Annotated in this window: 15 protein-coding genes; 11 read left to right on the top strand and 4 right to left on the bottom strand. The window is 68.9% G+C overall.

Annotation, left to right across the window (positions count from 1 at the left end; genetic code table 11):
- The first annotated feature begins 1 nt into the window (after position 1).
- From SYV04_RS36515 to SYV04_RS36505, 3 genes are read left to right on the top strand one after another with little or no spacing between them, the layout of a single operon-like run.
- Entirely contained in the window at positions 2–772 is a 771-nt protein-coding gene (locus SYV04_RS36515) for a fumarylacetoacetate hydrolase family protein (RefSeq protein WP_321550662.1), read from the top strand.
- Complete coding sequence (folK, locus tag SYV04_RS36510; RefSeq protein ID WP_321550661.1) at positions 769–1296, top strand: 2-amino-4-hydroxy-6-hydroxymethyldihydropteridine diphosphokinase; 528 nt, start codon at positions 769–771, stop codon at positions 1294–1296. Before SYV04_RS36515 ends, folK begins: the two co-directional genes overlap by 4 nt.
- A complete protein-coding gene (locus SYV04_RS36505; protein ID WP_321550660.1) occupies positions 1293–2762 on the top strand; it encodes a hypothetical protein in 1470 nt (489 codons plus the stop codon). The genes folK and SYV04_RS36505 overlap by 4 nt, the downstream gene beginning before the upstream one ends.
- Before the next feature lie 13 nt (positions 2763–2775).
- Here the strand turns inward: SYV04_RS36505 and SYV04_RS36500 are convergent, their stop codons facing one another.
- Positions 2776–3009 carry a hypothetical protein gene (locus SYV04_RS36500; protein ID WP_321550659.1) on the bottom strand — a complete coding sequence of 78 codons (234 nt, stop codon included), beginning with the start codon at positions 3007–3009 and terminating at the stop codon, positions 2776–2778.
- A gap of 54 nt (positions 3010–3063) precedes the next feature.
- On the opposite strand from SYV04_RS36500, the gene SYV04_RS36495 reads away from it, so the two are divergent.
- Together SYV04_RS36495 and SYV04_RS36490 are read left to right on the top strand one after the other, a co-directional pair.
- On the top strand, positions 3064–3621 hold the full coding sequence (locus tag SYV04_RS36495) for a hypothetical protein (RefSeq protein WP_321550658.1): 558 nt from the start codon (positions 3064–3066) through the stop codon (positions 3619–3621).
- The gene (locus SYV04_RS36490; protein ID WP_321550657.1) at positions 3618–4358 is read left to right on the top strand and encodes a hypothetical protein; all 741 of its coding nucleotides are present in this window, start codon (positions 3618–3620) and stop codon (positions 4356–4358) included. Before SYV04_RS36495 ends, SYV04_RS36490 begins: the two co-directional genes overlap by 4 nt.
- 2 nt (positions 4359–4360) lie before the next feature.
- On the opposite strand, the gene SYV04_RS36485 is transcribed toward SYV04_RS36490, so the two are convergent.
- Entirely contained in the window at positions 4361–5419 is a 1059-nt protein-coding gene (locus SYV04_RS36485) for a KpsF/GutQ family sugar-phosphate isomerase (RefSeq protein ID WP_321550656.1), read from the bottom strand.
- A 144-nt stretch (positions 5420–5563) separates the two neighbouring features.
- Between SYV04_RS36485 and fsa the strand changes: the two genes are divergently transcribed.
- On the top strand, positions 5564–6211 hold the full coding sequence (gene fsa, locus SYV04_RS36480) for a fructose-6-phosphate aldolase (protein WP_321550655.1): 648 nt from the start codon (positions 5564–5566) through the stop codon (positions 6209–6211).
- 89 nt (positions 6212–6300) lie between these two features.
- On the opposite strand, the gene SYV04_RS36475 is transcribed toward fsa, so the two are convergent.
- Entirely contained in the window at positions 6301–8508 is a 2208-nt protein-coding gene (locus SYV04_RS36475) for an Ig-like domain-containing protein (RefSeq protein WP_321550654.1), read from the bottom strand.
- Positions 8509–8616: 108 nt separating this feature from the next.
- Here SYV04_RS36475 and SYV04_RS36470 point away from each other — a divergent pair, with 108 nt between their 5' ends.
- The 3 genes from SYV04_RS36470 (at position 8617) to SYV04_RS36460 (ending at position 11704) form a co-directional block, all read left to right on the top strand.
- Positions 8617–9753 (top strand): acyl-CoA dehydrogenase family protein, encoded by a 1137-nt coding sequence (locus SYV04_RS36470; RefSeq protein ID WP_321550653.1) that lies wholly within the window; start codon positions 8617–8619, stop codon positions 9751–9753.
- Between the two features lie 151 nt (positions 9754–9904).
- On the top strand, positions 9905–10702 hold the full coding sequence (locus tag SYV04_RS36465; RefSeq protein WP_321550652.1) for an electron transfer flavoprotein subunit beta/FixA family protein: 798 nt from the start codon (positions 9905–9907) through the stop codon (positions 10700–10702).
- 36 nt (positions 10703–10738) lie between these two features.
- Positions 10739–11704 carry an electron transfer flavoprotein subunit alpha/FixB family protein gene (locus SYV04_RS36460; RefSeq protein WP_321550651.1) on the top strand — a complete coding sequence of 322 codons (966 nt, stop codon included), beginning with the start codon at positions 10739–10741 and terminating at the stop codon, positions 11702–11704.
- 69 nt (positions 11705–11773) lie between these two features.
- On the opposite strand, the gene SYV04_RS36455 is transcribed toward SYV04_RS36460, so the two are convergent.
- Positions 11774–12328, bottom strand: coding sequence for a cytochrome c oxidase assembly factor Coa1 family protein (locus SYV04_RS36455; RefSeq protein WP_321550650.1), 555 nt, complete (start codon positions 12326–12328; stop codon positions 11774–11776).
- 213 nt (positions 12329–12541) lie between these two features.
- On the opposite strand from SYV04_RS36455, the gene SYV04_RS36450 reads away from it, so the two are divergent.
- Positions 12542–12889 carry a PqqD family protein gene (locus SYV04_RS36450; protein ID WP_321550649.1) on the top strand — a complete coding sequence of 116 codons (348 nt, stop codon included), beginning with the start codon at positions 12542–12544 and terminating at the stop codon, positions 12887–12889.
- Positions 12890–12951: 62 nt separating this feature from the next.
- Positions 12952–18777, top strand: coding sequence for an FG-GAP repeat domain-containing protein (locus SYV04_RS36445; RefSeq protein ID WP_321550648.1), 5826 nt, complete (start codon positions 12952–12954; stop codon positions 18775–18777).
- Positions 18778–18784 lie beyond the last annotated feature (7 nt).

Below are 18784 nucleotides of genomic sequence, written 5' to 3'. Positions count from 1 at the left end.
AATGAGCGCTACACGCTACTGCCGCTTCTTCCACGAGGGCCGCGCGCAGCACGGCCGCATCGAAGGCAATGAAGTCGTCGTGCTCAACGCCGCGCCGTGGGCGGGTGGCAAGGAGACGGGGCTGCGACGCGCGCTGAGCCTGGTCAGCCTGATGGTGCCCTCCGAGGCCTCGAAGGTGGTGTGCATCGGGCAGAACTACCGCAAGCACGCCGAGGAGATGGGCAAGCCGGTGCCGCCCGAGCCCCTCATCTTCATGAAGCCCTCCACCGCGCTCAACGCGCCGCGCTCGCCCATCCGTATCCCCAAGGCGAGTCAGGAGGTGCATTACGAGGCGGAGCTGGGGCTCGTCATCGGCGAGCGCCTGAAGAACGTGGACGAGGCCACCGCCGCGCGCGCCATCTGGGGGCTCACCTGCATCAACGACGTGACGGCGCGCGACATCCAGCGCCGCGAGGTGCAGCACACCCGCGCCAAGAGCTACGACACCTTCGCCTGCGCCGGGCCGTGGGCCGTGACGGGGCTGTCTCCGGCGGACCTGCGGATTCTCTGCCGCGTCAATGGCGAGGTGCGACAGGACAGCCGCACCTCCGACATGATCTTCGGGCCGGCGGCGCTGGTATCCTTCATCTCCCACATCATGACGCTCCTGCCTGGGGACCTGATAAGCACGGGTACCCCCTCCGGGGTGGGGAAGCTGGCGGCCGGGGATACGGTGGAAGTGGAGATCGAGGGAATCGGAACCCTGGCCAATCCGGTTGAGATGGAGCCGTGAGCGCCAACGTCTACGTCGGTCTGGGATCCAACGAGGGAGACCGCGAGGGCCACCTCGTGGCCGCCCTTCAAGCGCTGTCGCGCATCGACGCGGTGGCCGTGCTGCGCTGTTCCTCTTTATTCGATAGCGCGCCGGTGGGTCCTTCCCAGCCGCGCTACCTCAACGCCGTGGTGGCCCTGGACTGTGGCCTGCCTCCGCAGCGGCTGCTGACCATCCTCCAGCGCATCGAGCAGGACCTGGGCCGCCAGCGCTCGGGAGTGCGGTGGGGGCCTCGGCCCATCGATCTGGACATTCTTCTCTGGGATGGCGAAGTGGTGGCGGATGCCAACCTCCAGGTGCCGCACCTGGAACTGCACAAGCGCCGCTTCGCCCTCGAGCCGCTGGTGGAGCTCGCCCCGGAACTGCAACACCCAGTCTTGCGCGTGACGGTGAAGGAGCTGCTCTCCCACCTCGCCCCGCAGGACGTCCGCAGGCTCGTGGCCACCCAATGGCCGGAGGCGAGCCCCCTGGTGACCGAGTCATGACCCTCTCCCTGGCCTTCGCGACCGCGGCCCTGCTTGCCGCGCAGCCCTCCAACCTTCCTCCCAACCACCCGCCTGTTCCTCCAGGGACCCAGGCTTCGCCCGCGTTGCCTGGCGCCTCGAACGGCATGCCCGAAGGGCACCCGCCGATGACGGGCTCGGGGGCGGGCTCGAATGGCCTGCCCGAGGGCCATCCCCCCATGACGGGGAGCGAGGGGGCCACGCCCTCCGAGACGGGGGCGATGCCGCAGGGGCACCCGCCCATGTCCGGGACGGGGAGGGCGCCGCCCACCGCCGAGGAGCTGCTCAAGCAGCTCGACTCCACGGAGGGACTGCGCAAGCGGGACAAGACGTTCGAGATCGCCTCCTCGCTGGGCAAGCTCTACTACACCAACGGCCGGACGGCGGACGCGGTGCCGTACTTCCTCCAGGCGGAGGAGAAGGCGATCGCCACGCGCAAGCTGTACCTCGAGCAGCGCAAGAAGCTGGGCAAGCAGGCCGTGCCGACCGCGGAGGAGGCCGGCTGCGGCTTCACCCCGGAGACGGCGGTGGAGGCGATGGGGAAGGTGGCCGAGGAGCGCGCGAAGAAGGGTGACACCGCGGGCGCGGTGGCTTGCGCGCGAGCGGCGCTGGAGCCGGTGCTGGACGTGGAGCTGCTGCGTGGCAATGCGCTCTACCTGACGGGCGACACGGAGGGCGCGCTGCTGGTGTACGGGCGAGTGCTGGAGGTGGCGCCAACGAACGAGGAGGCGCTCTTCTCGCGCTCGGCGGTGCTGTACGAGACGAAGGGCGAGGACGTGAAGGCTCTGCAGGCGGCGCACGACGGCTTCGAGGCGCTGCTGGCGGTGCATCCGGACTCGCCTCGGGCGGGGCTGGCGCGGCAGCTGAGCCAGTTCGCCGAGGAGACGGCGAAGGCGGGCGGACGGGAGAAGTGGAAGCTGGCGCGCGCGGAGGAGCGGCGCATCCGTCGTTCCCAGCCGATGGCGGCCGGTGGGCCGGCCGGCATGGGTGGGCCCATGGCGGGAGCGACGGGACAGCCGGCGGGAGGCACGGGCAAGGATGGGATGCCGGTGCTGACGCAGGAGATGATCGACGCCGTCGAGAACACCGAGCGCACGCCCGAGCTGGAAGCGGGGCTGGCGAAGCTTGTGGAAGAGGGCGAGGAGCACCTGGCGCGCGGGCGCTATGAGGATGCGCTGGGGGTGTACCGGCGCGTGGTGCCCTTCCAGCCGAACAACGGCCGGGCGAAGGCGGGCATGGCGTGGGCGATGGTGGGGCTGGGGCGGCCGATGGGCGATCGCATCTGGGGCGTGGCGGTGAACTCGGACGCGGCGGCGGTGGAGAAGCTGGGCGACACGTTGCAGGCCAAGGGCGACGCGAAGGGCGCCAAGGCGCTGTGGGCGAAGCTGCTGTCCACGGTGCCAGACTATCCGAACAAGGCGGCGCTGCAGGCGAAGGCGGGCCAGTAGTCGGGCCCACTTTCTAGCTCAAGAGCCAGAACGCCGCCGGAGACAGGCGGCTCTCTACGAGGGCCAGGGCGTCCTGGGCGCCCAGGAGGACTACGGCGTCGGCCTCGGCCTCGCGGTAGTTCCGTCGGGCGGACTCCAGCACAGTCCACGCGGTGGGACTCCCGTCCAGCTCCGCGTACGCCTGCTGCACTGCAACCTCTGCCTCTTCCAGGCGCTGAGCCAGCGCCAAGTGCTTCATGGTGTCCATGAAGGAGGGCCACTGCACCCCGCGTGCCGAGGCATGCGGTGCTAGTCTCTGTGGATGCTCCATCTGCGCGCCCCAGGGTGGTTGCTGGTGCTCTGTCTGGTGGTCCTGCCCTCGGCCCACGCATCCGTGCCAGGCCTTGTTGTGTCGCAGGTGCAGGGCATCACGGACTCCGCGCGAGCGAAGGTGCTCGCGCACCTAGCGCGCGGCGAGCTCGTGGAAGCCATCCGGGCTTACGAGGTCGCCACGGGGCTCAAGGCGCCATTGTGGCTCTCGGGCCTCAAGACGGCTTTCGACACGAGCAAACAGGTGCCAGGGGCTTGCCAGGAGGTGGCGCGGAGCCTCCACGTTGCTTTCTCCCGCCTGGGCGGCAGGCCTGAATACGTGGAACTCACGACTCAGGTCTCGAACAGGCGGGTGTATGTCGACATCGTTTTTCGGCTGGAGAATGGCAAAGACGCACGTGTTGCGGACGCGGGGCTCCACGTCCTGGTCCGCATGAATGGGTTCGCCTACGACGCCTATACCGGTGCTGCGGGGCTTCCCTGGGCCGACTATCTGAGCCGGCTCGGCGCGTTTACTTCCATTGTCGAGAAGGTGGTGGAGTCCCCATGAGCCAGGAACCGTCACCTTCCGCGGCAAAGGCTCCACCGACCCTGGTTGAAGTGCTCCTGCGGATCCGCGACGACATGCGGACGCGCCAGGCACCACCGTATCTGTACATGGGCCTCCCGAACGCGGGGCGGCTCAGGTGCTTCATGGGTGGGTACTGGCGATGCACGTACCAGCTCGGAATGGATGAAGGGCAGGACCACCTGTTCGGACTCTGGCTCCGGGATGTGAAGAAGGCGTGGCCCGGGGAAGGCTGGGCGGCGGCATACCTGCGCGAGTGCGATGGCGACCACCTTCGTGCGGTCTCCAAGTTCCTCGACTTCGTGGCGGAGTTCCGCGACCTGGCACCGGAGGAACTCGCGGCCTTACCCTTGCATGGCGAGGAGCGCGGCCTCCTGGGCAAGCCGCCGTCGCTCCAGCCCACCCAGCCTCCCATGCCCACGTTGGACGAGTTGCTGGAAATCCGCCGCGGGGGCCGCATCCTCATGTACATCGGCGAGGCACGCGTGGAACTCATGGCCGGCTACATCGATGGCTACCGGCTATGCCTCTCCCTCGCGGGGCTGAAGGACCAGGAATACCCGCGTTTCGAGCACTGGCTTCAGGACACGGGCCGTGTCCCCCCGGGACATGCCTGGGAGGACTCGTTTCTCCACACAGCCCATGGCGACCATGAAGCCGCCATCCAGCAGTTCCTGGACGGTGCCGCCGAGTTCCGCGCCCTCGGTACGGCCAGCTGAGGCTACAGGAACCGCGCGGCCAGCAGGTCCTGCACGTCCAGCAGGCCCACGGCGCGGCCCTCGGCGTCCACCACCGGCAACTGGTCCACCCGGGCCTCGCGCATCTGCGCCGCGGCCGTGAGCACCAGCGTCTCCGGAGTCACGCACCGAGGCCTGCGGCCCATCACCTCGCGGATGGGCAGGGTGAAGTCCGTGCGCCCTTCCTCCACCAGTCGGCGCAAATCCCCGTCCGTGAAGATGCCCACCAGCCGCCCGGCCTTGTCCACCACGCTGGTGGCCCCCGGTCTGCCCGGCGTCTTCGTCATCACCCCCACCGCGTCGGACAACCGCGCGCTCTCGCGCACCACCGGGTTGGCCGAGCCCGTGCGCATCACCTCGAAGACACGCTGCACCGAGCGCCCGATCTTCCCGCCCGGGTGCAGCAGCGCGTACTCCTCCGTGCCGAAGCTTCGCGAGCGCATCAGCGTCATCGCCAGCGCATCCCCCAGCGCATGCAGCGCCGCCGTCGAGGCGGTGGGCACCAGCCCCATCGGGCACGCCTCCTCAATCCGCCCCATCCCCAGCACCACGTCCGCGCCACGCGCCAGCGCGCTCTCCGGCTCCCCCGTGAGGGCAATCACCGGCGTCCCCAGCCGCCGGAACGAGGGCAGCAGCCGCAGCAGCTCCTCCGTGGCGCCGCTGTTGGACAGCGCGAGGATGACATCCCCCCGGCTTACCCGCCCCAGGTCCCCATGCACCGCCTCGGCGGGGTGGAGGAACACCGAGCGGATGCCCGTGGAGGCCAGCGTCGCCGACAGCTTCTGGCCGATCAGCCCCGCCTTGCCCATGCCCGTCACCACCACCTGCCCCTGGCAACCACGCAGCAGAGCGAGCGCCCGCAGGAACGACTCCCCCAGCCGCAGCCCCAGAATGGCCCGCGCCTCGGCCTCGAGCACCCCCTGGGCATAAGCGAGGCTGGCCGTGGCTTCCTCTGGAAGAGGCGGCGCGGAGACGGCCGCGTCACGGCCGGGCAGGGCACGGAGGCGGGGCTTCTTGGCGGTGGAGCGGGGGGCGCGGGCCATGGATCGCCGCTCTTCTACCTTCGGAACGCCGCGGGCCGCTACCCTTGACCCGGTGCGGAGCATCGACTACGCGCTCGCACGCCCGGTCCTCTGGCCGGAAACGTTCACCCTGCTCGCGCAGGTTTTCCCACAAGAGGGGACAACATGAAGTTCTTCATCGACACGGCGGACATCGGAGAAATCCGCAAGGCGTATGAGATGGGGTGCGTGGACGGCGTCACCACCAACCCCTCGCTGCTGGCCAAGGTGGGCCGCGGCCTGGAGGAGACCATTCGGGAGATCTGCTCCATCGTGGATGGACCGGTGAGCGCCGAGTGCGTCTCGCTGGAGGCCCCCGAGCTCATCAAGGAGGGCCGCACCCTGGCGAAGATCCACGACAACGTCGTGGTGAAGATCCCCATGGGCACCGAGGGCATGAAGGCCGTCAAGGCGCTCACTGCCGAGGGCATCCGCACCAACGTGACGCTGGTGTTCTCCGCCAACCAGGCCCTGCTGTGCGCCAAGGCGGGCGCCACCTACGTCTCCCCGTTCGTGGGCCGGCTGGACGACATCTCCCAGGACGGCATGGAGCTCATCGCCCACATCATCGAGATCTACGGCAACTACGACTTCACCACCCAGGTGCTGGTGGCCAGCGTGCGCAACCCCATCCATGTGCTCCAGGCGGCGCGCATGGGCGCCGACGTGGCCACGCTGCCCTTCAGCGTCATCAACCAGCTGGCCCAGCACCCGCTCACCGACATCGGCATCAAGAAGTTCCTGGCCGACTGGGAGAAGGTGCCCAAGAAGTAGCCTTCCGCGGCACTGGGTTGAAAAAGAGACGGCCACCGCACTCGAACCGGAGCGCGGTGGCCGTCGTGCTTTCAGGCGTTACCGGGACGCTACTGGATGCCGCCCGTGGTGGCCGAGAACGTCGTGACGTTGAGCACCGTGGTGCCCAGCGTGACGGTGTCGTTCTGGCACCCCGTGGTGTCACCCGCGGTGGCGCCCTTGATCTCCGCGTCGCTCACGTAGCCGTTGCCCCAGTCGGTGAACAGCACCTTCCAGGAGCAGATGGCCGAGCTGGCGGTGCATGCCGTCTGGTCGGCGGAGTTGAGCAAGCGCCGCTCCATGCCGAAGCCGTACCCATCCAGCAGGCCGCTGTTGAGCACGCGCACGGCGCCCTTGCTGGCGGTGTGGCTGGCGGTGAAGGCGGTACCCTGGGCCTGCGGCCGGTTGAAGAAGTCGTCGCCGTAGTACATCTTCACGTAGGTCAGCCCGCCCTTCGGCACGCCGCCCGTGCAGGGTTCCGCGAACTGGGCAGGCGTGATGTAGACGTGGCCCGCCAGGTTCCCAGCGGGACGGCCCGTGTACAGCATGCGCGTCTCGGTCCAGATGCTCGTGTCGTTGTTCCACGTGCCGTCAGGGCCGTTCCACCGACCGTCAGCGGGCGCCTCGTCGATGTACGTCTCGCCCGAGTCCCAGATGCCGTTGTCGTTGCTGTCCACGAACGGCTCGCCCTGGTCGATGAACTGCTCGCCCGAGTCGCGCACGCCGTTGCTGTTGCTGTCGGAGAACCACTCCTCGCCGCGGGTGTAGGCGATGATGGTGACCAGACCGTCACGCGGGTTGGCGGTGAGCTGGCCGTAGGGGCCTCGGGGCTCCGCGTCGCGCGGGAAGGGCGACTGGTTGGGGGCCGCGTCGAGCGGGGGCACGTCCACGGGGAAGAAGGTACCGCCGGTGGTGTTGAAGCGCACGGTGCCGGTGCCCTCGTCCGCGTTGTTGCCCGTGGGCGAATAGGCCTTGGTCGCCACCGAGTTCTCGATGTTGCCGGCCTCGACCTTGAAGTTCACCGTGGTGCCGGTGCCCACCGGGTTGTTGTACCGGTCCACCACCTTCACCTTGCAGTTGATGTTGTAGGCCGCCGGCGGGTTGGCCGAGGCATACACGCCGATGTTCACCAGATCGCACGCCAGGCTGAAGCCCTGGTTGGCGACCTTGGCGCCACGGATACCGATGTTGGCGCTGTCCACCTGCACGCGGTTGGTGATGGCCACCGCCTTCACGACGATGGCGCCGATGACGGGGCCCGCCGACACGGTGGCCGTGGCGATGCCCTGCGAGTTGGTGATGGCCGAGGGCGACACAGTGGTGCCCGTGGGGGCGTTGGGAATGGTGAAGGTGACGGACACGCCGGGCGCCGGGTTGCCGGTGGAGTCCACCACCTTGAAGGAGACCTGGGCCTGCTCGTTGAAGCCCGAGCCGTTGACGCCCATGATGGTGCAGGCCTGCCCACCGCACGTGGTGCCGGTGTAGGTGATTTGCTGGATGTTGGTGATCTTCACCGGCACCGTGGCCTGGGCGCCCGAGGTGGTGTGGCGAGCGCGCACGTTGGTGGTGCCCGCGACGCCGTTCTCCACCAGTCGAACCACCGCTTGGCCCGAAGCGTTCGTCTGCGCCTGCACCGACAGCTCGGGGGGGTCGTTCGAAGTCACCTGGAGCCCACCCACCGAGGTGTCGAAGGTGATGAGCTCGTTGGCGCGCGGGCCACCATCCGTCTGGGTGAGCGACGCGGTGATCTCCGCGAAGTCACCCACGTTGGTGAAGAGGGTGGCCTTGGAGGTCGTCACCGTCAGGCGCACGCCACCGTCGCCCGTGCCCGTGCCGCCGTCCGTGATGGGGGTGGTGCCGCCGTCCGTGGTGCCACCGTCGGTCGTCGAGCTTCCGCTGACGACCAGCGTGACGCTGGTGGTGGTCTCGCCCCAGGTGCCGTCGATGCGCACATTGCCGGTACACTTGGGGTCCACCTTGTTGCAGGTGAAGCTGGTGCTCGCCTTGCCTTCGACCAGGTCCAGCTGCTCCTCCAAGGAGCCGTTGCCCAGCGCGCCCGCGAGCGCCTTCAGGGTGACTTTGCCCGTGCCCTTGAGCCCATCCGCCTTCGTCGCGGTGATCTCGATCAGGCTGGCCTCCCCCTGGTTGTTGATCTGCCGGGGAGTCGCGGTGATGAAGAGTTCATCCTCGGTGTCGACCGGGTCGCCGCCGTTGCAGGCGACTACCGCGCCTATCGCCATCGCCAGGGCGGCGCAGACGCGCCAAATCGGACGTTGCATAATCTCGGAACTCCTGATGAAGAAAGTAGGTCGACAGTATTTTCGACCGTGGCGCCCTTCGTCAAAACGCCAACACCTCTTTTTCTCTTCGAATTATCCGAGGAATGCATGGACTTCCAGCTTACGGACTCACAGCGCGCACTCCAGGAGACTGCCCGTAAATACGCCCGCGAGGTGGTGCGCCCCAAGTCCGCCCACTACGACGAGACGGCAGAATTCCCGAAGGACTTGATCGCCATCGCCCATGAGCTGGGGCTGATCAACATGGCCATCCCCCAGGAGTGCGGAGGGCTGGGGTTGTCCCACCTGGATCAGGTCATCGCCTGCGAGGAGCTGAGCTGGGGCGATGCCTCGGTGGCCACCACCATCGTGGCCAATGACCTGGCCAACCTGCCCATCATCCTGGCCGGCACCCCGGAGCAGAAGCAGCGGCTGCTGGGGCACTTCGGCGAGCGGCTGAAGTTCGCCTCGTTCTGCCTCACCGAGCCGGGAGCGGGCTCGGACGTGGCGGGCATGAGCACCACGGCGCGCCGCGAGGGCGACCACTACGTGCTCAACGGCTCCAAGTGCTTCATCACCAACGGCGGCTACGCCGAGCAGTTCACGGTGTTCGCCACGGTGGACAAGGCGAAGAAGCACAAGGGCGTCACCTGCTTCGTGGTGGAGGGCCGGCCGCAGGGGCTCTCCGTGGGCAAGAAGGAGAACAAGATGGGCCAGCGCGCCAGCAACACGGTGACGCTGAACTTCGACGAGGTGCGCGTCCCGGTGGCCAACCGCATCGGCGAGGAGGGCCAGGGCTTCGCCATCGCCATGGAGACGCTGGACAACAGCCGCCCGCTCACCGCCATGTTCTCGGTGGGCATCGCCCGCGCCGCGCTCGAGCACAGCCTGGAGTACAGCGCCCAGCGCCAGACGTTCGGCAAGGCCATCCGCGAGCACCAGGGCGTGCAGTTCCTCCTGGCCGACATGGCCATGAGCATCCAGGCGGCGCGCCTGCTCACCTACCAGAGCGCGTGGTTGCTGGATGAGGGCCAGAAGAACACCCTGGTCTCCAGCTACGCCAAGTGCTTCGCCGCCGACATGGCCATGAAGGTGACCACCGACGCCGTGCAGGTGTACGGCGGCTACGGCTACATGAAGGACTACCCCGTCGAGAAGCTGATGCGCGACGCCAAGCTCATCCAGATCTACGAGGGAACCAGCCAGGTCCAGCGCATGGTCATCGCCAAGGAACTGTTCAGGTAGAAAAGTAAATCTGCTCTCCCCCGCGATTTCCCGTTGCCCGGGGGGGAGGCGGATGCGTATTACTCCAGCCCGTTCGCGCACCGCGTCAGCACAGGTGCGTCTACGACTGATTCTCGAATCAAAGAGGCTCTGGCCCAGGAGAAGGACCGCCGTGAAGATCCTCGTCACCGCCAAGCGCGTGGAAGATCCCGAGTCGAAGATCAAGGTCAAGCCGGACGGTACCGGCATCGTCCAGGAGGGGCTGAAGTACAAGATCAACCCCTTCGACGAGATTGCTGTCGAGGAGGGCCTGCGACTGGTCGCCAAGCACACCGGCGAGGTGGTGGTGGTGTCCATCGGCGGCAAGGAGGTGCAGGAGCAGCTGCGCCACGCGCTGGCCATGGGCGCCACCCGCGCCGTGTGGGTGAACCACACCGGAGCGCTGGACCAGCTGGGCATCGCCGGGCTGCTCCAGAAGGTGGTGGAGAAGGAGAAGCCGGACATGGTCGTCCTGGGCAAGCAGTCCATCGACGACGACCAGAACCAGGTGGGCCAGTACCTGGCCGAGTTCCTGGGCTGGAGCCAGGCCACGTTCGCCTCCAAGGTGGAGTCGCTGGAGAGCGAGCAGGAGAAGAACAAGGTGCCCGCGCTGCAGGTGGGCGCCGACGGCAAGACGGTGCGCGTGGTGCGCGAGGTGGACAACGGGCTGGCCACGCTGGAGTGTGCGCTGCCCGCGGTCGTCACCACGGACCTGCGCCTGAACCTGCCGCGCTACGCGAGCCTGCCCGGCATCATGAAGGCCAAGAGCAAGCCCATCGAGGAGCTGACGCCGCAGAAGCTGGGCGTGGACGTCACCCCCAAGATTCAGGTGGTGAAGATGTCCTCTCCTCCTCCGCGCAAGGCCGGCATCAAGGTGCCGGACGTGGCGGGCCTGGTGGACAAGCTGCGCAACGAGGCCAAGGTCGTCTAGGCCGCCTTTCAACTCTTCGCGAGACTGGAGTTCTCCATGCCGATCGTTCTCATCGTCGCCGAGCAGCAGCCGGACGGGAACCTGCGCAAGGCCACCCTCAACGCCATCTCCGCGGGCCGTACGCTGGCGGAGAAGGCGGGGGCCGAGCTGCACCTGGCCCTGCTTTCGAAGGATCCTTCCAAGGTAGCCGAGGAGCTCAAGGGCTACGGCGTCAAGGCAGTACACACCGCCGCCGCGCCGGAGCTCGAGCACTACCTGGCCGAGGTGTACACGCCCGCCATCGCCGGCCTGGCGCAGGAGCTGAAGGCCGACTACGTGGGCATGGCGTCCACGGCCATGGGCAAGGACCTGATGCCGCGCGTGGCCGCGCGCCTGAAGGCCGCCATGGCCACCGACGTGATGGCCTTCAATGGCAGCGGCGCGGACGTCACGTTCACGCGCCCCATGTGGGCCGGCAACGTGTTCGCCGAGGTGAAGCTCACCACGCCGGTGAAGGTGTTCTCCCTGCGCGCCACCGAGTTCACGGCGGCCCAGGGGGGCCAGGCTGCCGCCGAGGTGAAGACCTTCACCCCGAAGCTCGAGCCGTCCAAGACGAAGTTCGTCGACTTCAAGGAAGTGAAGAGCGCTCGCCCCGAGCTGACCGAGGCGCGCGTGGTGGTCTCCGGCGGTCGCGGCACCAAGGGCGACTTCAAGGAGATCGAGGCCCTGGCCGACGAGCTGGGCGCCGCGGTGGGCGCCTCGCGCGCGGTGTGCGACGCGGGTTGGGTGCCCAATGATCTGCAGGTGGGCCAGACGGGCAAGGTGGTCGCTCCGCAGCTCTACATCGCGGCGGGCATCAGCGGCGCCATCCAGCACCTGGCGGGCATGAAGAGCTCGAAGACCATCGTCGCCATCAACAAGGATCCGGAGGCTCCCATCTTCCAGGTGGCCGACTACGGGCTGGTGGCGGACCTCTTCAAGGTGCTGCCCGAGCTGCGGCAGGCCCTGCACAGCCTGAAGTAGGGCAGGGCGGAAGCAAGCGGAGGGGCGGAGGCGGGCCAGCGGCTCGCGCCGCCCCTCTGTCGTTGCGGGCTACAGGTTGATGTCGTTCGGGCGCTCCTCACCGGTCTCTTCGATGTGCGGCGCGTCACCGACTCCCGGTGGAGGAGGCGGCGGGGGCGGGGCGTCCGGTGTGGGGGGCGCCAGCTCCCGGGGCGTTCCGCCGCCCACCCGGTCGCGCAGATCGATGGGCTCGCGGCCTGGCACCTCCACCTGGAGCATGGAGTAGTCCCACTCCTCGCCCTGCTTGGTGGCCTCGATGCGCAGCACGCCGTCCTCCTTGGGGCCATCCAGGGGGATGGCGAGCTCGGCGCTGCTCCGGCCATTCATGGAGTTCACCGCGCCGCTGGGCATGCCGGTGGTGATGGGAGTTCCCAGCACCGCCTGCACCTCGTCGTCCGTGGTGGCGATGTTGACCGCCTGCTCATACGCCATGTTGTTCTTCACGGCGGAGAACGCCACGCCGAAGATGAGGGCGCCCAGGCACCCGCAGCTGGCCAGCACGCCCAGGCAGCCCACGGGCACGGCCCACTTCCAGTTGCGGCTCCACCAGCTCGGCTGCGGCGCCAGGTTGCCTTCCGGCGTCATGATCGACCCTCCCGGTCTGCTCCCGCCCCACGCGTGGGGGAGCGGCCCCGTCATAGCGGTTCCCCGAAAAGCCCCCAAATCCTTGTTCGAGCAGCAGGCAGGGCAGGGGGGCCGTGTGCTGGCCCGACTCGGGGGGAGCGGGTAGCATGGCCGCATCCTCCATGGGGCCAGGTGGGCTCATGGACCGGGGGGCGGGGCCTCCGGGAGACGGCCGTGGCTGCACTCCTACCCAAAAAGCTGCTGAAGCGACTCTCGGGCGCGGGGCGGGACGTGCTGCGCGCGGTGCCACGGCTCCACCCGGAGGCGGGGCTGGAGCGGGTACGCGGCGCGCTCGTGGCGGCCAGTCCGGATGATCAGGTGCATACCTTCGAGGATGAACGCGGACAGGTGTCCGAGGTGGCCGAGCGCATCCTGGAGCTGGTGGACGGGCGGCGGACGGTGGCCGACATCGTGTCGGTGCTCTGTGACGAGTTCGAAGTGGAGCCGGAGGCGTGCCGTGCCGACACGGTGGCCTTCGTGAAGCTCCTCGTGGAGAAGAAGGTGCTGGTGCTCGGTCCGTGAGGGCCGGGGTCTGGTACCGCGAATGGCGAGGCCGCCGGAGCCCGCCGAGAGGTGAGTGACACATGCGCCGTGCGGTATGGCAGTGGCTGCTGATGAGCTTCGCGCTGGTATGGGGCGCCTCCGGGTGCAACTGCGGCACGCCTCCCGTCGAGTCGGCGCTGGAGGTGGACTTCGCGCGGCCCACGGACGGGCAACGGCTGGCGCTGGTGGACGACGCGGATCCGGCCACGGATGGCTTCCAATACGACGTGGAGGCGGTGGCGCGGGACACGGCGGACCGTCCGGTGACGATCGCCAGCGCGAAGCTGGAACTGCGCGCGCCCTCCGAGCAGGTGTGGCGGGCGGGGCCCGAGGGCATCATCGACGGAGCCGTGGTGCGCTTCCCGGGGGCGCTGCTGCTGGCGCGCACCAACGTGCTGCAGGTGACGGTGGAGGAGGCGGGCAGCCGGCGCACGGCCACCCGGCGCATCAGCGTGACGGTGTCCACGGAGGCGCCCACGGTGGACCTGACGCAGCCGGCCGAGGGCCAGGTGCTGCGCGAGTCGGACGACGCGGATCCGGGCACGGCGGGCTACCAGCTGCGCTTCACGGTGAAGAGCACGGGGCTGGCGGGCAAGACGGGCACGCTCTACTGCGAGCAGGCGTGCGGCGTGCCGGCCACGGACTTCACGGTGAACAGCAGCGGGGTGACGCAGCTGTCGGTGACGCTGGGGCAGGCGGCGTGCGAGTCCGAGCGGGCGGCGTGCTACGCGGTGGTGCGCACCGGGGAGCAGTCGGTGACGTCCACCAAGCGCAACATCCTGTTGGACACGGTGGCGCCGCAGGTGGAGGTGGCCGGGCCGTTCGCGCCCGTGGCCTCCACGACGTTCCGGGTGGAGGCCACCGTGGGCTGCATTGATTCCGGCATGACCGCCACGCTGTCGCGGCCGAACGCTCCGGACCTGTCCACGCAAGTGGTGGCCGGGAGCGTGTCCTTCCCCACGGTGACGGTGCCGGTGGATGGGGAGTACCTCTACACGCTGCGCGTGGCGGATGAGGGCGGCAACGTCACCACGCGGGAGATTCCCGTCACGGTCGCGAGCGCCGCGCCCTCGCTGACCCTGCTCGTCGCCGGGAGCGTCACCTCGGACGGGAGTCCCCAGGCAGAAGGGATCCAGATCCCTGTGAGCGTCCAGGTGGACACCCTGCCCGTGGGCACGGAGGTGCGGTTGTTCACCTCGGTGACGGGCCAGTTCGGGCGCCCCCAGCGTGTGGCGACGGTGCAGGCCGGCACCCACCGCGTGGCGTCCTTCACGGCGAACCTGGCCGAGGGCGTCAACACCGTGCAGGCCTGCGTGAGCAACGCCGCGGGCATCGAGCAGTGCGCGGTGGAGTCCGTCACGGTCTCCACGGGCCGGCCGCTCTGTCGCATCATCTCCCCCGTGGATGGCGCGCTCACCCGCGCCACGTCGACGCAGGTCCGGGTGGAGTCGGGCAACGGCCCCATCTCCGTGGTGGCGCGCGATGCCAGCGGCACTCCGAGAGGCCAGGCCAGCGGGACGGCAGCTTCCGGCTCGGGCCAGCTGGCGCTCTCCCTCCCGGGAGATGGCGAATACACCCTGGTCGCCACCTGTCCGGGGAGCAACGCCACGAGCCAGGCGCTGTCGCTGGGCGTGGACACCACCGCGCCCGCGCTGTCCTTCAACGTGCGCGGGCTGCCCGCGGGGCAGACCACCCTGGGCTCGGGACTGAACGACACCTCGTTGAGCCCGGGCATGCAGATCGCCCTCGAGGTGGCCACCGAGCCGCGTGCCTCGGTGACGGCCACGGGGTGCGGCATGACGGCGGGCGTGACGGGCCAGGCCGACGCCAGCGGCGCGCTGGTGCTGCGCGATGTCTCCGTTCCGTCCCGTGGCACGTGTGAGCTGCGGCTGGTGTCCACCGACCCCGCGGGCAATACCACCCCGCAGACCCAGACGCTGACGCTGGCCTTCGCGGGTGGGGAGCTGCGCTTCATCTCCCCCGAGGCGGAGCGCTACCTGGGCGCCTCGGACGGAGTGATGGCGACGCCGGGCGCGGGGCTTACCGTGGCCGTGCGCCTGGCGGTGACGCCCACGGTTGCGGGAACGCTGCGGCTGCTGCGCGGGACGACCGAGATCGCCTCCGTGCCGGTGGCGCTCTCCGACACGGAGAAGACGTTCACGGGCGTGGTGCTTGAGGAGGGCGCCAACGTGCTCCGGGCCGAGCTCATCGGACCGGGAGGCATCGTGGCCTGCGCCACGGTGCTGTTGCTGGTGGATACCCTGCCGGGGAACATCGTCCTGGAGATCCCCGCGCCTCCGCCCGCGCCCGCTCCGGTCTACATCGTCAGCACGGACGTGACGCCGGGCCGGGAGGGCATCCAGTACCAGCTCCGCTACAGCGCCCCGGGGCGATCGCCGAACGCGGTGGTGGACCTCTGCACGGATGTGGCGCTCACGCCGGGCGCGGCGCCGTGCCGAGATGGCTCGGGGTGGTTCACCCTGGCCTCGAACGTGCCGGCCTTCAGCCCCGAGTTCACCTATCCGGACGGTCGCTACACCCTGAAGGCCGTGCTCGATGATGGGGCCATCTCCGTCTCCGAGGAGGTCCCCATCTGGGTGGACAGCGTCGAGCCGGTGGTGCGTGCCGTGGAGCTGCTCGGCGACACCAACGGCGACAAGCGCCTGAACGCCGTGGAGCTCCCCACGGGCGCGCCGCAGCTGCGCATCGCCGTGGATGGCCTGGAGCCCGGACGCTCGGTGCAGGTGCGCAACGCCAGCAACCTGGGGGTCATCTACGGGCAGGCCACCGTCACCGACGGCCAGGCCACCGTCTCGCTCTCGTCCCTGCCGACGGGCATCGCGGCGGACTACGCGCTCGTCGTGACCGTGACGGACGCGGCGGGCAACGCCAACCGCATCGCCAACCCCACCGCGTTCTACCCGCTCAATACGGCGGCCTTCTTCTCGTTCCGCCTGGATCGCGTGGCGCCCTCGCTCGTGGTGAGCGCTCCCACCCGGAACGTGCTGGGCATCGCCGATGACGGCTCCAGTGCCCCGGGCTTCCAGCTGCGCGTCACCGTCAACACCGACACGGACGTCGGGGCGGGCGGCGTGCGCATGGAGCTGACGCCGTCGGGGGGCGCGGTGGACCTGACGCCCACGTCTCTCGCCGCCACGCATGAGTACACCCTGCCATCCTCGGGCAAGGTGACGTACACGCTGACGATCACCGCCACGGACACCTCGGGCAACCGCAGCGCGCAGGTGCTCCAATCCATCACCGTGGACCTGGAGGCGCCGGTGGTGGACCTGGTCACGCCAATGGCGGGCACCCTCTACACCAACGCCAGCATCCCCGTTCGCGTGGATGTCGGCTCCGACGACGTGGGCTCGGTCCGGATCTTCACCCAGGTGGATGGGGGCAGTCAGACCATCGTCGGAGATCTGCCGGTGTCTTCGGGTGTGGCGCAGGGCACCCTCAACTTCCCCACCGGCGTGCAGACGGTCTCGGTCGAGGCGACGGACACCGCCGGCAACACCGCGAGAGACCTGGCCGCTGGCGTGGACGTGCGCCTCCCTTGCCCCATCACGCTCACCACGCCGTCCGCCGCGGTGGTGACGCTGCTGTCCCGTGACGATCGGGACCCGGCGACCCCGGGGCTGCAGTACCGCCTGATCGGGAGCACCCCGGCCTGCGGCGGACGCACGGTGAGCCTCTACCGTGGCGGTTCCAGCACGCCCGAGGCCACCACCACCGCGGATGCGACGACGGGCGACTTCTTCTTCGACGTGACGTTGAGCGACGGCGAGCACACGGTGCTCACCATCGAGGTCTTCAGCAGCTCTGGCGCGCCCACTACCGTGTCCGTGGATGTGACGGTGGACATCACCCCACCGCTCATCACCTCCGTCTCTCCCTCGCCGACGACGCTCTACTTCGTGGCGAGCACCAACGTCTTCCTGCTCCCGACGCCCGCGCCCGACCGGGTGGTGGACGCGGCGCCGGGAGGGGACGCCAACGCGACGTTCACCCTCACGGTGATCCAGGCGGTGGGCAGCAAGGTGCAGGCCTTCTATCGGGGCAGCGCCGTCTCCTCGGAGTTCAGCGTGACCACGGACCCGCAGACGCTGGAGGTCCCGGTGACGTTGCCGCAGGACACGGTGGGCACGCTGGAGTTGCGCGTGCAAGACGTGTCCGGGAACGTGACGAGCCACAGCGTGGCGGCCACCGTGGATGTGGTGCCGCCCGCGACTCCCACCGTGACGCGCACGCTGGTTGCGGGCCAGGAGCGAACCGCGAGGGTGGAGGTGACGTGGACGGCCAGCGGCGACGATGGAACCTCGGGCGTGCCCGTGGGCTACGACTTGCGGTGGACGACCAATGCCCTGCTCCAGAATGGCATCCAGGACACGGCCGCCTTCTTCGGTACGAAGGTGCGGCAGGAGACGGGCAACCTGCTGCCGGCTGGCACCACGCGCTACACGCTGACGGTGCCTCCCCTGGCGCGCTACTCCATCCAGGTCCGGCCGCGCGACGAGGTGGGGAACTACGCGCCCTTCGTGGCGGAGACGGCGCAGGAGGTCCTCAGTAACTTCTGGACCTCGCTCACGCTGACCAACCCGGGCGCGGCGGGCAACAACTTCGGCCTCTACATCAACTCGCGCGGCGACCTGAACGCGGATGGTTTCGATGACCTGGTGGTCGCCGCCGCGTCGAGTGTCCCTGGGACGGCCCACATCTATTACGGCAAGAGCAACCCGACGGCGGCCAATCCGCCGCTCCGTCAGGATCTCACGCTGCCGGAGACGGGCTCCCAGTTCTATGGGGCGGACTTCGACGTGGGTGATGCGGGCAATCCCACGGCGGACGTGGTCCAGGATCTGCTGCTGGGGGTGCGCGGCTATGCGACCAACAGTGGCCGGGCCTTCCTGTACTTCGGCCGCAAGAACACCACCGTCGACACCACGGGGCCCATCGAGTTCCGCGGCCCCGCGGGCGCCACGCTGGGTGGCACCGTGAAGATGATCGGCGACATCACCGGCGATGGACTGCAGGAGCTGGCCCTCAGCGCGCATACCGAGAACCCGCCCAAGGTCTACATCTTCTACGGGCGCTCCCCGAGCGCCTGGCGGGCCCTGGGCACCGGCTGCAGCGCCACTGCCCCGTGCGTCGTCACGACGAGCAGCGCGGACAAGGTCATCACCGGGCCGGCCAACACGCCCGTCGTGAACTTCTTCGGGCGCAACCGTGGCTATACCCGACTGGGAGACATCACCGGGGATGGCGTCGAGGACTTCACCCTTCCGCACTCGTTCGAGCGGATCAACAACCTCTACGTGTACTCCGGCAGCACCGTCCGCTCGGCGAATCCGCCCACGCTGGCGGATGCGCTGCAGGTGCTGCATCAGGGCCCGAACACCGGCGGCAGTCTGCCCACGAGCTTCGGCACGGAGGCGGTGGGCGGAGTGAATCTGGCGGGAGGGCCGAGGCTGGACCTCGTGGTGAGCCAGGCGCTGCTCAACAAGGTCTACGTGTTCCGCGATGGAGGCCCGTCGGGTTTCACCACGGCGCCCTTGGAGATCCTGGGTGGAAGTCGCCTGGGCAACGCCCTGGCGCAAGGCGATCTCAACGGGGACGGCCGGCCGGATCTCGCGATCGGCCAGAACCTCAGCGCGGGAGGCTCCGCGTTCGTCTTCTACAACCGAGGCATCCCGGGAGAGGAGTTCGACACGATGCAGGAGAACGGCTTCTCACAGTCCAAGGTGGAGTCCGCCAGCTCGCTTGGCATCACCCTGACCATCCTGGACTTCAACGGGGACGGGAAGCCCGACCTGGCGGCCGGAGATAGTCAATCGAACCCGGCCCGTGTCATGGTGTACTATTGAGCCTGGA

Source organism: Hyalangium ruber (assembly GCF_034259325.1).
GTDB classification, from domain to species: domain Bacteria; phylum Myxococcota; class Myxococcia; order Myxococcales; family Myxococcaceae; genus Hyalangium_A; species Hyalangium_A rubrum.
This window is presented reverse-complemented; position numbering and strand designations above follow the sequence as displayed.

Bases quoted from the DNA above. Each gene is read 5' to 3' on its own strand.
- SYV04_RS36515 (WP_321550662.1), top strand. From the start codon at position 2: ATGAGCGCTACACGCTACTGCCGCTTCTTCCACGAGGGCCGCGCGCAG.
- SYV04_RS36505 (WP_321550660.1), top strand. From the start codon at position 1,293: ATGACCCTCTCCCTGGCCTTCGCGACCGCGGCCCTGCTTGCCGCGCAG.
- SYV04_RS36500 (WP_321550659.1), bottom strand. From the start codon at position 3,009: ATGGACACCATGAAGCACTTGGCGCTGGCTCAGCGCCTGGAAGAGGCA.
- SYV04_RS36495 (WP_321550658.1), top strand. From the start codon at position 3,064: ATGCTCCATCTGCGCGCCCCAGGGTGGTTGCTGGTGCTCTGTCTGGTG.
- SYV04_RS36490 (WP_321550657.1), top strand. From the start codon at position 3,618: ATGAGCCAGGAACCGTCACCTTCCGCGGCAAAGGCTCCACCGACCCTG.
- SYV04_RS36485 (WP_321550656.1), bottom strand. From the start codon at position 5,419: ATGGCCCGCGCCCCCCGCTCCACCGCCAAGAAGCCCCGCCTCCGTGCC.
- fsa (WP_321550655.1), top strand. From the start codon at position 5,564: ATGAAGTTCTTCATCGACACGGCGGACATCGGAGAAATCCGCAAGGCG.
- SYV04_RS36475 (WP_321550654.1), bottom strand. From the start codon at position 8,508: ATGCAACGTCCGATTTGGCGCGTCTGCGCCGCCCTGGCGATGGCGATA.
- SYV04_RS36470 (WP_321550653.1), top strand. From the start codon at position 8,617: ATGGACTTCCAGCTTACGGACTCACAGCGCGCACTCCAGGAGACTGCC.
- SYV04_RS36460 (WP_321550651.1), top strand. From the start codon at position 10,739: ATGCCGATCGTTCTCATCGTCGCCGAGCAGCAGCCGGACGGGAACCTG.
- SYV04_RS36455 (WP_321550650.1), bottom strand. From the start codon at position 12,328: ATGACGCCGGAAGGCAACCTGGCGCCGCAGCCGAGCTGGTGGAGCCGC.
- SYV04_RS36445 (WP_321550648.1), top strand. From the start codon at position 12,952: ATGCGCCGTGCGGTATGGCAGTGGCTGCTGATGAGCTTCGCGCTGGTA.